Annotated in this window: 9 protein-coding genes; 1 reads left to right on the top strand and 8 read right to left on the bottom strand. The window is 72.6% G+C overall.

Annotation, left to right across the window (positions count from 1 at the left end):
• Window positions 1–6 precede the first annotated feature (6 nt).
• The 8 genes from KB893_RS00955 to cydD all read right to left on the bottom strand — a co-directional run bounded on the left by KB893_RS00955 (window position 7) and on the right by cydD (window position 10,183).
• Entirely contained in the window at window positions 7–726 is a 720-nt protein-coding gene (locus KB893_RS00955) for an ASCH domain-containing protein (RefSeq protein ID WP_211927332.1), read from the bottom strand.
• Between the two features lie 70 nt (window positions 727–796).
• Window positions 797–1,144 carry a helix-turn-helix transcriptional regulator gene (locus KB893_RS00950; protein WP_211927331.1) on the bottom strand — a complete coding sequence of 116 codons (348 nt, stop codon included), beginning with the start codon at window positions 1,142–1,144 and terminating at the stop codon, window positions 797–799.
• 239 nt (window positions 1,145–1,383) lie between these two features.
• Entirely contained in the window at window positions 1,384–2,970 is a 1,587-nt protein-coding gene (guaA, locus tag KB893_RS00945) for a glutamine-hydrolyzing GMP synthase (RefSeq protein WP_211927330.1), read from the bottom strand.
• Window positions 2,971–3,479: 509 nt separating this feature from the next.
• Entirely contained in the window at window positions 3,480–4,151 is a 672-nt protein-coding gene (locus KB893_RS00940) for a hypothetical protein (RefSeq protein ID WP_211927329.1), read from the bottom strand.
• Window positions 4,148–4,756 carry a hypothetical protein gene (locus tag KB893_RS00935; RefSeq protein WP_211927328.1) on the bottom strand — a complete coding sequence of 203 codons (609 nt, stop codon included), beginning with the start codon at window positions 4,754–4,756 and terminating at the stop codon, window positions 4,148–4,150. Before KB893_RS00935 ends, KB893_RS00940 begins: the two co-directional genes overlap by 4 nt.
• Window positions 4,757–4,779: 23 nt before the next feature.
• Window positions 4,780–6,237: an IMP dehydrogenase gene (guaB, locus tag KB893_RS00930; RefSeq protein ID WP_211927327.1), complete on the bottom strand. Its 1,458-nt coding sequence runs from the start codon at window positions 6,235–6,237 to the stop codon at window positions 4,780–4,782.
• 503 nt (window positions 6,238–6,740) lie between these two features.
• Window positions 6,741–8,453 (bottom strand): thiol reductant ABC exporter subunit CydC, encoded by a 1,713-nt coding sequence (gene cydC, locus KB893_RS00925; protein WP_211927513.1) that lies wholly within the window; start codon window positions 8,451–8,453, stop codon window positions 6,741–6,743.
• Complete coding sequence (gene cydD, locus KB893_RS00920; protein ID WP_211927514.1) at window positions 8,450–10,183, bottom strand: thiol reductant ABC exporter subunit CydD; 1,734 nt, start codon at window positions 10,181–10,183, stop codon at window positions 8,450–8,452. The genes cydC and cydD overlap by 4 nt, the downstream gene beginning before the upstream one ends.
• Window positions 10,184–10,383: 200 nt before the next feature.
• Between cydD and KB893_RS00915 the strand changes: the two genes are divergently transcribed.
• Complete coding sequence (locus KB893_RS00915; RefSeq protein WP_211927515.1) at window positions 10,384–11,973, top strand: cytochrome ubiquinol oxidase subunit I; 1,590 nt, start codon at window positions 10,384–10,386, stop codon at window positions 11,971–11,973.
• Window positions 11,974–11,986: the final 13 nt, after the last annotated feature.

Raw genomic sequence — 11,986 nt, 5'->3', positions numbered from 1 at the left:
CCTGTTCTACTTCTTGTCCTGCTCCGAGCACCCGCTGGCTTCCCAGCGCACGCCGGTCACGATGCCCCAGTTCCCCTGCGCGTTGGGACGGCGCCAGCGTGGAGCATCCATCCTGCGCAGTTCGGCCAGCGCATCCAGATAGTCGCGCACGACCACTTCCTCACCCTTTCGCCCGATGGTGAAGCCTCCAGCCCGACGGAGCGCAGGAATGAAGCGGCTGCCATCGCGGGCGACCGGCACCATCCGCAGGCGGTCGATGCCTTCCGTCGGAGTATCGGCAGGAGTCGGGCGCTTCTTTAGGCTCGCCGCCTGCGGATCGGTCGGTGGCGCAACCGTGGACCTTTGCGACGTGCCGTGAGCGACATCCATCCGTGCGACGACATCGTCGGACAGGGCCACCCAGACGACGGCGCCAGACGGATGTTCGTACGGAACCGGTTGGCGCAGGGCACGCACCGACTCCAGCACCCAGGCCACGTTCCAGCGCGATGCGTCCTTCTCGAGCTCCAGCGGAATTCTGTGCCTGGCGCGATGGGCCCGCCACGCGATGGCATCCAAAGGGCCGATCGAGTCCACGACATCGGCAATGCCCACGACCAGGCCTGTGCCCTTCCTGATAAGTCCGATGCGGCCGCGCATGGTCGTATGCCGCGACCGCATCTCCCAGGTCTTCTCGCCACGCAAAAGCAACGAGATCCATGGCTCATCGATGACGAGTCCCTTCAAATCTCCAACCCCCCTGATCCAGACAGCTCTTGCTTCATGGTGCGGCCCCACAGCTGGACCTCTGCGAGCGTCATGGCTCCCAGGTCCACGTCGTGGAAGGCGCCTGCGCATCCTCCTGGCGGCCGGACGCGCGTTTGCGGGTCTGCCGCTGTTGCCTGAGCTGGGCGACGGGACTCGCGGTAGGTTCGGGCACCAGCTGGTCGAGGCGATCCTGCAGCCCGAGCACCCGACAGACGCGAAGGAAGGTCGACAGCTGGCTGGCGGTGGCGCCGGCCTCGAGGCGCTCCACGGTCCGCTTGGACACCCCGGCCTGCTCGGCGACCTCGGCCTGGGTCAGGTTCTGTGCCAGGCGCAGCGCTGCGAGCCGGTCGCCCAGCTGGCGGAGGACTGTTGAGTCAGAGACGTATCGGCCGCCCATATTCGACTAATATGGCGAATAGAGGCCGTCCGGTCAAACAAATCGACAGTTGTGTCGATTTGTTGCGAACGTGCTTTGGCCTCCGGTTGGACAAGGCCCGGCACGCTACCGCTCCACTAAAGCGGGAGGCGTCACGCCGCAAGGGATCCGAACGCCCCGCATGCTCGCCCCGCATGCCGTTCGCGATTCGCGAACAGCGAATACCGCCTCCCCCTGGCGTGGCGCCAAGCGCGTTCCCCCTACTCCCACTCAATCGTCGCCGGCGGCTTCCCCGAGATGTCGTAGACCACCCGCGACACGCCGCGCAGTTCGTTGATGATGCGGTTCGACACCCGGCCGAGGAACTCGTACGGCAGGTGCGCCCAGTGGGCGGTCATGAAGTCGACGGTCTCCACCGCGCGCAGGGCGATCACCCACTCGTAGGCGCGGGCGTCGCCGACGACGCCGACGGACTTCACCGGCAGGAACACTGCGAACGCCTGGCTCACCTTGTCGTACAGGCCGGCGGTGCGCAGCTCGTTGATGAAGATGTCGTCGGCCTTGGCCAGCAGGTCGGCGTATTCGGGTTTCACCTCGCCGAGGATGCGCACGCCCAGGCCGGGGCCCGGGAACGGGTGGCGGTAGACCATGGCCGGCGGCAGGCCGAGCTCGACGCCGACGCGGCGCACCTCGTCCTTGAACAGCTCGCGCAGCGGCTCGACCAGGCCGAGCTTCATGTGCTCCGGCAGGCCGCCGACGTTGTGGTGGCTCTTGATGACGTGGGCCTTGCCGGTCTTGCTGCCGGCGGATTCGATCACGTCCGGGTAGATGGTGCCCTGGGCCAGCCACTTCACCTGCGGGCCGGCCTCGCCGGTGGCGAGCTTGCCGGCCTCCTCGTCGAAGATCTCCACGAACAGGCGGCCGATGATCTTGCGCTTGGCCTCGGGGTCGGCCTCGCCGGCGAGCGCGGTGAAGAAGCGCTCGCGCGCGTCGACGCGGATGACGGTGACGCCCAGGTGCTCGGCGAAGGTCGCCATGACCTGGTCGCCCTCCTTCCAGCGCAGCAGGCCGGTATCGACGAACACGCAGGTGAGCTGGTCGCCGATGGCCTGGTGCAGGAGCGCGGCGACGACGGAGGAATCCACGCCGCCGGAGAGGCCGAGCAGGACGTGGTCGCCGCCGACCTTCTCGCGCACCTGGCGGACCTGGTCCTCGATGATCTTGTCGGCGGTCCACAGGGTCTGGCAGCCGCAGATGTCGACGATGAAGCGGCGCAGCAGCGCCTGGCCCTGCTTCGTATGCGTGACCTCGGGATGGAACTGCACGCCGTACCAGCGGCGGGCGTCGTCGGCCATGGCGGCGATCGGCACGCGGTCGGTGCGAGCGGTGACGGTGAAGCCGGGCGGTGCCTTGGTGACGTGGTCGCCGTGGCTCATCCACACGTCCAGGCGCGGCGGCGAGCCGGGGTGGTCCTTCAGGCCCTCGAACAGGCGGTCTTGGGCGACGAGCTCGACCTCGGCGTGGCCGTACTCGCGGGCGTCGGCGGATTCGGTGTCGCCGCCGAGCTGCTTGGCGAGCGTCTGCATGCCGTAGCAGATGCCGAGGATCGGCAGGCCGGAATCGAACACCTGCTGCGGGGCCTGCGGCGCGCCGTGCTCGGTGGTGGATTCCGGGCCGCCGGAGAGGACGATGCCGCGCGGGGCGAACTTCGCGATCTCCTCGGGATCGTGGTCCCACGCCCAGATCTCGCAGTACACCCCGAGCTCGCGGATGCGGCGGGCGATCAGCTGCGTGTACTGCGCGCCGAAGTCGAGGATGAGGATCTTGTCGGAATGCAGGTCGGTCATGGGTGGGGTCGGTGGTGGTGTGTGGGGTGTGCCGGGCGGTGTTTCAGGTGTGGGTCGCGGTGGTCACGCGGATCGCGGGAGGTGCGCTGCGCGCCTCCCCCCATCCCAGCCTTCCCCCGCAAGGGGGGAAGGGGCGAAAGCGGAGCGAGCTCTTGTAGGAGCGGCTTCAGCCGCGATCGGCGGGTGTTCGGGGTGGAAGGCTGTCGGGGCTGAAGCCCCTCCTACAGGAGCCCGCGCTGCGCGCGTCGCCCCCATCCCAGCCTTCCCCCGCAGGCGGGGGAAGGAGCCAAAAGCGGCGTGCGCGTTTGTAGGAGCGGCTTCAGCCGCGATCGGCGGGCGTCCGGGGTGGAGGGCTGTCGGGGCTGAAGCCCCTCCTACAGGAGCCCGCGCTGCGCGCGTCGCCCCCATCCCAGCCTTTCCCCGCAGGCGGGGGAAGGAGCCAAAAGCGGCGTGCGCCGTTGTGGGAACGGCTTCAGCCGCGACCTGGACGGAACGTTGCCGGGGCGCGCTCACGGGGCCAGGCCCTGGTCGTCCTGCGCCGGCGGCAGGGTGAAGCTGGCGGCGAGCGTGGCGAGGAAGGCGTCGCGCTGCGCGACCTGCGTGGGATCGCCGCTGTTCCAGCGGATCGAGAGCAGGCCGTCGGGATAGGGCTGCCTGCCGCTCCCGGGGGCGTTGCCCAGCTCGTCGTGCCAGCGCGCCACTTCGCTCACCACGCCGTCGTCCGCGCCGGACTGGCGCAGGGCGATCATGCCCGGGCGCGATGCGGTGGCGTCGAGGACGGCGACGTACTCGAGCATGACGTCCCTGCCCTCGACCTCGCGCAGTTCGGCAGCGACCTCCGGAAGCTCATGGGTGCCGGTCGCCGGCGAGGCGTCCACGCAGCGAACGGCCACGCGGAACCCGCTGCCCTCGTCGCTGCCGGCGAGCAGCCAGCGGCCCCCGGCGGCGGGCCGCGGTGTCCAGTCCGCAGGCAGATCGAACCGCGCGCCGCAGGTCTCGAACCGGTTCTCCACGACGATGGCGGCCGCGGCCGAGGTCCCGTCGTCCGGCGTCGGCGGTATCGCGGGTGCGGAGCCGACCGGCGCGGAGCCGGCCGGCGCGCAGGCGGCCAGCGCCAGCGACGCCAGTAGCGGCGCGCTGGCCCGGCGCCTGCGGATGCGGGCCCGAAACGAGGGGCTCACGGTGCGGCGTCCGTGGCCAGCGTGCGCTCGAGCCGGGCGCGGAAGGCGTCGCGCGCGGCCACGTGCACCGGGCCGGGCGTGGTGAACAGCATCAGCATGGCGCCGCCACTGGTGCTGGGGAGATACCAGGCGTCGACCTCGTAGGGCTGGCCGGCGTCGGGCGTGGCGCGACGGCGCAGGCCGCGATAGCGGCCGCCGTGGGTGTCGAGCGTTGTTTCGGTGGCCGTATCGCTGCCGGCCAGCGCCTGCGTGTAGGCGCGCAGCGCGGCATCGGGGTCGGCGGGCGGCGACGCCAGGCAGGTGAGCACCGCGCCGACCTCGCCGTCGTCGACCTGGTCGAACAGGACGAAATCGTCGCCCTGCGCGTCGGGAAACTGGTCCGGCGCGAGGTCGAAGCGGATGCCGCAGGCGTCGAAGCGGCCGGGCGCGTGCGCGGCGGCGACCTCGCCCGCCGGCAGCGCGCGATAGGCGGGCGCGGACGCCTCGCCGCCATCGGTCGCGACGGCGGGTGCCGCGACGCCGAGGGCGAGGATCGCCGCCAGCGCCGACCATGCCACGACCGGCGCGCGTGGCGCCGGCGTGGTGGATGCGGTCGGTGCGTGCATCGCGGCGCCCCCTGCCCGCGCGCTCAGCGCACCTGGTAGTTCGGCGGTTCCTTGGTGATCTGCACGTCGTGGACGTGGCTCTCGCGGGCGCCGGCGCCGGTGATCTTCACGAACTCGGGCTTGGTCCGCATCTCCTCGACGCTGGCGGCGCCGACGTAGCCCATCGCCGCGCGCAGGCCGCCGGCGAGCTGGTGGACGATGCCGCGCAGCGAGCCGCGGTACGGCACCCGGCCCTCGATGCCTTCCGGCACCAGCTTGTCGGCGTCGGAGGCGTCCTGGAAGTAGCGGTCGGAGCTGCCCTTCTCCATCGCGCCGAGGCTGCCCATGCCGCGGTAGCTCTTGTAGCTGCGGCCCTGGAACAGCTCGACCTCGCCCGGCGCCTCCTCGGTGCCGGCGAACAGGCCGCCGATCATGATGGTGGACGCGCCGGCAGCCAGCGCCTTGGCGATGTCGCCGGAATAGCGGATGCCGCCGTCGGCGATCAGCGGGATCTGGTCCTTCAGCGCGCTGGCCACCATGTCGATCGCGGTGACCTGCGGTACGCCGACGCCCGCGACCACGCGCGTGGTGCAGATCGAACCCGGGCCGACGCCGACCTTGACCGCGTCGGCACCGGCGTCCATCAGCGCCAGCGCGGCGTCGCCGGTGACGATGTTGCCGCCGATGACCTGCAGCTCGGGGAAGGTCTTCTTGACCCAGGCGACGCGGTCGAGCACGCCCTGCGAATGGCCATGCGCGGTGTCGACCACGACCACGTCCACGCCCGCGGCGACCAGCGCCTCGATGCGCGCCTCGGTGTCGCCGCCGACGCCGACCGCCGCGCCCACGCGCAGGCGCTCGTGCGCGTCCTTGGCCGAATGCGGGTTGTCGCGCGCCTTCTGCACGTCCTTGACGGTGATCAGGCCGCGCAGCTGGAAGGCGTCGTTGACCACCAGCACCTTCTCGATGCGGTGCTGGTGCATCAGCGCGAGCACTTCCTCGTCGCTGGCGCCCTCGCCCACCGTGACCAGCTTGTCCTTGCGGGTCATGATGTGGCGGACCGGGTCGTCGAGCTTCTTCTCGAAGCGCATGTCGCGCCCGGTGACGATGCCGACCAGCTGCTCGCCGTCGACCACCGGCACGCCGGAGATGTTGCGCGCGCGGGTCAGCCTGAGGACCTCGCCGATGGTGGCGTCCGGGCCGACGGTGAAGGGCTCGCGGATGACGCCGGCCTCGAAGGTCTTGACCTGGCGGACCTCCTCGGCCTGGCGCTTGAGCGACATGTTCTTGTGGACGATGCCGATGCCGCCGAGCTGGGCCATGGTGACGGCGAGGCGGCCCTCGGTGACCGTGTCCATCGCCGCGGAGACGATCGGCAGGTTCAGCGTGATGCCCTTGGTGAGGCGCGCCGCGAGGCGAACGTCCTTCGGCAGGACCTTGGAATGCGCCGGGACCAGCGAGACGTCGTCGTAGGTCAGTGCTTCGGCCAGGATGCGCAGCATGGGCGGCTCCAAGAAGAAAGCCCGGCATTTTACGCCGAAGCGGAGGTCTTCTGCGCAGGTCCGCGCTGCAACGGTGTGCGCCGGGGGCGTTGGCGTTGGCGTGGGCGGGTGGCAGGTGGCCTGCGCCGTCGCAGGAGCGGCTCCAGCCGCATGTGGGAGGGCTTTCAGCGCGGTATGGGCTGCATCTTCGGGGAAGTGGCGGTCGCGGCTGAAGCCGCTCCTACGGGGAGCTCGGTGCCTTGCCTTGTAGGAGCGGCTTCAGCCGCGTGTGGGAGGGGCTTCAGCCCCGACTGCGCGCCACGTCGGGGCTGAAGCCCCTCCCACAGAAGCGGCATGGCGTTCCTGCGGGAGGGCTTCAGCGCGGTATGGGCTGCATCTTCGGGGAAGTGGCGGTCGCGGCTGAAGCCGCTCCTACGAAGGCATGGGCCTCTGCCTTGTGGGAGGGGCTTCAGCCCCGACGGGCCTGGGGTCACCGGCAGCGTTGGTCGCGGCTGAAGCCGCTCCTACGGGGGCGTCGCGGGCGGTCGCTCCTGGGGGTGGGGGGGCTCGTGGAGGCGGCCGTCCTGCAGGCGGTAGCGGCGCTCGACGATGCCGGGCGGCAGGAGGTCGTGGGTGATCATCACCAGGCTGCGGCCGTCGAGGGCGGCGACCAGGTCGTGCAGCAGCGCATGCGCGGTGTCCTGGTCGAGGCCCTCGGTCGGTTCGTCGAGCAGCAGGATCGGCGCCTCGCGCAGGAGCGCGCGCGCCAGGGCGAGGCGGCGCCCCTGCCCCGCCGACAGCGTGGCGCCGTTCTCGCCGACCCAGGCGTCGAGGCCGCCCAGCGCCTCGACCGCGCGGTCCAGGCGCACCGCCGCGAGCGCCCGCCACATCCGCGCATCGTCCGCATCGGGCGCGCCGAGCGCGAGGTTCTCGCGCACGCTGCCGGCGAACACCGGCGCGTTCTGCGGCAGCCAGGCGATGCGCGCGTGCCAGGCGTCCTGGGCGACGTCGCGCAGGTCGACGCCGCCGTAGCGGACGCGCCCGGCCTGCGGATCCCACAGGCGCAGGAGCAGGCTGGAGAAGGTCGACTTTCCGGCGCCGCTGTCGCCGCCGATGGCGATGCGCTCGCCGGGCCGCAGCACGAACGACACGCCGTCGAGCACCGGCCGCGCCGCCCCGGGCCACGCGAAGCGCACGTCCTCGAACGCCAGCGTCCCGAACTCGGGCACCGGGACCGGCGTCGCCGGGTCGGCAACGGTCGGCGCCCGCCCGGCGATGTCGCGCACCCGCCGCAGCGAGGCCAGGCCCGCGCCCAGCGCCTGCCAGGCGAGACCGGCGCCGGCTGCGACCTCGAGCAGGGCCACCGTCGCGAAGAACAGCGCGGCCGCGGCCGCCGCGCCCAGGCTTCCATCGGCGCTGGCGCGCAGCACCAGCCACAGCATCGCGACCAGCCCCGCGGCACCGATCAGGCCGTGCAGCAGGCTGCCGCCGGCGAGCCGGCGGCGACGCTGGCGCTCCAGCGCGGCGACCTCGGCCGCCGCGGCGTCAACGCGCGCGGCCCAGGCCGGGCCGGCATCGAGCGCAGCGAGATCCACCGCGCCCTCCAGCCCCTCGAAGGCGAGCGTGCGCAGCGCCGCGCGTGCCGCCGCACGGTCGCGCTCGACCCGCTGCCTGCCGACGGCGACCAGCAGCGGCACGCCCGCGCCGATCGCCACCGCCAGCGCCAGCAGCAGGACCGCGGCGGGCGGATGCACCAGGGCCACGGCGACGATGGCCAGCGCGCCGAGCGCCAGCAGCGCCAGCAACGGTCCGAGCGCGCGCACCAGCAGGCCGTCGACCGCCTCGATGTCGGAGACCAGCCGCGCCAGCAGGTCGCCGGTGCGCAGCGCGCCGAGCCGTCCCGGCGCCAGCGGCAGCGCGCGGCGGAAGAACCACAGCCTGAGGTCGCGCGCGATCCGCAGCGTGGCGTCGTGGCCGAGGAGCTTCTCGCCGTAGCGCGAGAGGATCCGCGCGAAGGTCAGCGCACGGATGCCGGCCGACGGCGCGAAGAAGTTGAAGCCGCCGGCGAGCCCGCCGGCCAGCGCCGCGGCGGTGAGGAAGCCGCCCGACAGGCCGAGCAGGCCGACGCCGGCCAGCATCGTCGCCAGCAGCAGGCAGACGGTGGCCAGGATCCGCCAGCCGTGCGCCGCGAAGATCCGCCGGATGCCCTCGCCACGTGCGTGATCGACGCGACTCATCGCGCCGTCTCCAGGTCGTCGGCGACGGCCGGCGCGTCGCACAGCAGGCGTCCCTCCGGCAGGCGCAGCACGCAGTCGGCCAGCCGCGTAGCGGCCGCGCTGTGGGTGGCCATGACCAGGGTGCGCCCGCGCAGGAACCGCGCCAGCGCGTCGAGCAGGTCGGCCTCGGTGGCGGGGTCGAGGAAGGCGGTCGGCTCGTCGAGCAGCACCAGCGCCGGGTCGCGCAGGAAGATCCGCGCCAGCCCGACCCGCCGCGCCTCGCCGCCGGACAGGCCGAAGCCGCGCTCGCCGATGACGGTGTCCAGGCCCTGCGGCAGGCGCGCGGCGAAGCGCATCACCTGCGCCGCCTCGGCGGCCGCCTCGAGCTCCGCGCGCGTCGCCTGCGGGCGCGCCAGGCGCAGGTTGTCGGCGATGCTGCCGGGAAAGAGATAGGGCCGCTGGCCGGCGTGGCCCACGCGCGCCTGCACCGGCAGCACCAGGCGCCCGCCCTCGGCCGGCAGCCAGCCCGCCAGCGCGTCCAGCAGGGTGCTCTTGCCGCAGCCGCTCGGGCCGATCAGGGCCAGGCGGCCGCCGGCGGGCAGCACGAAGTCGAGGCCCTCGAGCACCGGCCGCCTCGCGCCCTGCGGACGCAGGCACAGCGCCTCGGCGACCACCGCCGGGGCCTCGCCGCGCGGGCCTGCGCCCGCCACCGGCGCGGCGGTGGCGTCCGGATCGGGCAGCCCGCCCAGCCGCGCCTCGAGGGCGGCGGCGGCGGCCAGGGCGCCGGCGCGGTCGTGGTAGTGCGCGGCGAGCCGGCGCAGCGGCGCGAAGAACTCCGGCGCGAGCAGCAGGCAGAACACGCCGGTGCCGAGCGTGGGGACGGCATCGCGCAGGTGGACGAGGTCGAGGTAGCCGAGGCCGAAATAGAGCGCGACCACCGCCACGCTGACCGAGGCGAAGAACTCCAGCACCGCCGAGGACAGGAAGGCGATGCGCAGCACCTTCAGCGTGCGTACGCGCAGGCCCTCCACTGCGGTGGCGATGCCGGCGAGCTCCTCGCGGGCGCGGCCGTAGACCCGGATCAGGCCCAGGCCCTTGAGGCGGTCGGCGAAGTGGCCGCTCATCCGCCCGAGCTCGTCGAGCTGCTCGCGGCCGGCGGCCTCCGCGCCCCAGCCGACCAGCATCATGAACAGCGGCACCAGGGGCGCGGTCACCAGCAGCACCAGGCCGACGATCCAGTCGGCGAAGAACACCGCGGCGAGGATGCCCAGCGGCACCGCGACCACCTCGGTCCGCACCGGCAGGTAGCCGGCGTAGTAGGCGTCGAGCGCGTCGGTGTGGGTCAGCATCAGCTCGGCGAGTTCGCCGCCGCGCCGGCGCCGCAGCCACAGCGGCCCGGCCCGCAGCAGATGCCGGTAGACCTGGCCGCGCAGGCGCAGACGGATGCGCTCGGAGGCCGAGCCCGCCGCTTCCTGCGCCAGCCAGCCCAGCGCCGCACGCGCGAGCAGCACGACCGCGAGCGCCGCGAACGCCGGCAGCAGCGCCTCCGGCGCGCGGCCCTCGACGACGACCGCCTGCACCGCGACGGCGATGGCCGCCGCCTGCCCCACCAGCAGCCAGCCGGAGAGCGTGGCCGCGCCCGCCGCCAGCCGCAGGCGCCCGCGCTCGCCGCGGCCCAGCGCATCCAGCCACTGCTGGCGGCGCCGGCGCGCGTCGGCGTCGGTGGCGGGGTTGGGTTCGGGTTCGGTCATCGGCAGGAAACGGCGGCGCCGTGCGAGGCCGGCATTGTAGGTGGGGTCATCGCGGGACGGCGCCCGCCGCGGCAACGCGTCGCGGCGGACGCATCGTGGCGGCCGCGCCCCCGGGCGGCCTTGATCGAGATCAATGCCCGCGCGGGCCCCGCCGCGGAACATGCGCAGCGCACCTTCCTCCCGTCCATCGGGGCACTGCCATGATCGACACCACCGTCGTCGAACTCTCGCGGCTGCAGTTCGCGCTGACCGCGATGTACCACTTCCTCTTCGTGCCGCTGACCCTGGGCCTGTCGTTCCTGGTCGCGATCATGGAGAGCGTCTACGTCATGACCGGGCGCGAGGTCTGGCGCCGCATGACCTTCTTCTGGGGCGTGCTGTTCGGCATCAATTTCGCCATGGGCGTAGCGACCGGCATCGTCATGGAGTTCCAGTTCGGGATGAACTGGGCCTACTACAGCCACTACGTCGGCGACATCTTCGGCGCGCCGCTGGCGATCGAGGGGCTGATGGCCTTCTTCCTGGAGGCGACCTTCATCGGCCTGTTCTTCTTCGGCTGGAACCGGCTGTCGAAGGTCAAGCACCTGATGGTGACCTGGCTGGTGGCGCTGGGCGCGAACTTCTCCGCGCTGTGGATCCTGATCGCCAACGGCTGGATGCAGAACCCGACCGGCGCGGTGTTCAACCCCGACACCATGCGCATGGAGATCGTCGATTTCGCCGCGGTCATCCTGAACCCGGTGGCGCAGGCCAAGTTCGTGCACACCGTCAGCGCGGGCTACGTCACCGGCGCGGTGTTCGTGATGGCGATCAGCGCGGTGTACCTGCTGCGCGGCCGCCACCGCGACCTCGCCCGCCGCTCGATGGCGGTCGCGGCGAGCTTCGGCCTGGCCTCGGCGCTGAGCGTCGTGGTGCTCGGCGACGAGAGCGGCTACGCCGCCACCGAGCACCAGAAGATGAAGCTCGCCGCGATCGAGTCGATGTGGGAGAGCGAGCACGCGCCGGCCGGCTTCACCGTCTTCGGCGTTCCCGACCAGGACGGCCACGTCAACCACTACGAGGTCAAGGTGCCGTTCCTGCTCGGCCTGATCGCCACCCGCTCGCTCGACGGCGAGCTGCCCGGCATCCTCGAGCTGGTCGACCGCGCCGCCATGCGCATCGAGACCGGGCTCGAGGCCTACGCGGCGCTCGAGCGGCTGCAGGCCGACCGCGGCGACGCCGGGGCGCGGGCCGCGTTCGACGCGCACTGGCAGGACCTCGGCCACGCGCTGCTGCTCAAGCGCTACCGCGAGGACATCGGCAACGCGACGCCGGAGCAGATCGCCGCGGCCGCCTTCGACACCGTGCCGCGCGTGGCGCCGCTGTTCTGGAGCTTCCGGGCCATGGCCGCGATCGGCTTCTACCTGATCGCCTTCTTCGCCACCGCGTTCTGGCTGGCGACCCGCGGGCGGCTGGAGTCGAAGCGCTGGTTCCTGTGGGCGGCGGCCGCGAGCCTGCCGCTGCCGTGGATCGCCTCGGAATGCGGCTGGTTCGTCGCCGAGTACGGCCGCCAGCCCTGGAGCATCGAGGGCGTGCTGCCGACCTTCTACGCGGCCTCGGGCCTGCAGCTGCACGACATCCTGATCAGCCTCGTGGGCTTCGTCGTGATCTACACCGGCCTGGCCGTGGTCGAGGTGTTCCTGCTGCTGCGCGCGATCCGCAACGGCCCCGAGGCGCTGCTGCCCGGGCTGCGCCCCGACGCGCCTGCCGCCGTCGACGTCGCACTCGACCGCGCCCCCGCCACCGCCTGACGTCCCGGGAGAC

This window comes from Coralloluteibacterium stylophorae (assembly GCF_018122625.2).
Lineage (GTDB): Bacteria > Pseudomonadota > Gammaproteobacteria > Xanthomonadales > Xanthomonadaceae > Coralloluteibacterium > Coralloluteibacterium stylophorae.
The sequence above is the reverse complement of the archived record's forward strand: the minus strand, read 5'-3'. Positions and strand labels throughout refer to the sequence as shown.

Coding starts and splice junctions, on each gene's coding strand:
- KB893_RS00950 (WP_211927331.1), bottom strand. CDS start 1,144: ATGGGCGGCCGATACGTCTCTGACTCAACAGTCCTCCGCCAGCTGGGC.
- guaA (WP_211927330.1), bottom strand. CDS start 2,970: ATGACCGACCTGCATTCCGACAAGATCCTCATCCTCGACTTCGGCGCG.
- KB893_RS00935 (WP_211927328.1), bottom strand. CDS start 4,756: ATGCACGCACCGACCGCATCCACCACGCCGGCGCCACGCGCGCCGGTC.
- guaB (WP_211927327.1), bottom strand. CDS start 6,237: ATGCTGCGCATCCTGGCCGAAGCACTGACCTACGACGACGTCTCGCTG.
- cydC (WP_211927513.1), bottom strand. CDS start 8,453: ATGAGTCGCGTCGATCACGCACGTGGCGAGGGCATCCGGCGGATCTTC.
- cydD (WP_211927514.1), bottom strand. CDS start 10,183: ATGACCGAACCCGAACCCAACCCCGCCACCGACGCCGACGCGCGCCGG.
- KB893_RS00915 (WP_211927515.1), top strand. CDS start 10,384: ATGATCGACACCACCGTCGTCGAACTCTCGCGGCTGCAGTTCGCGCTG.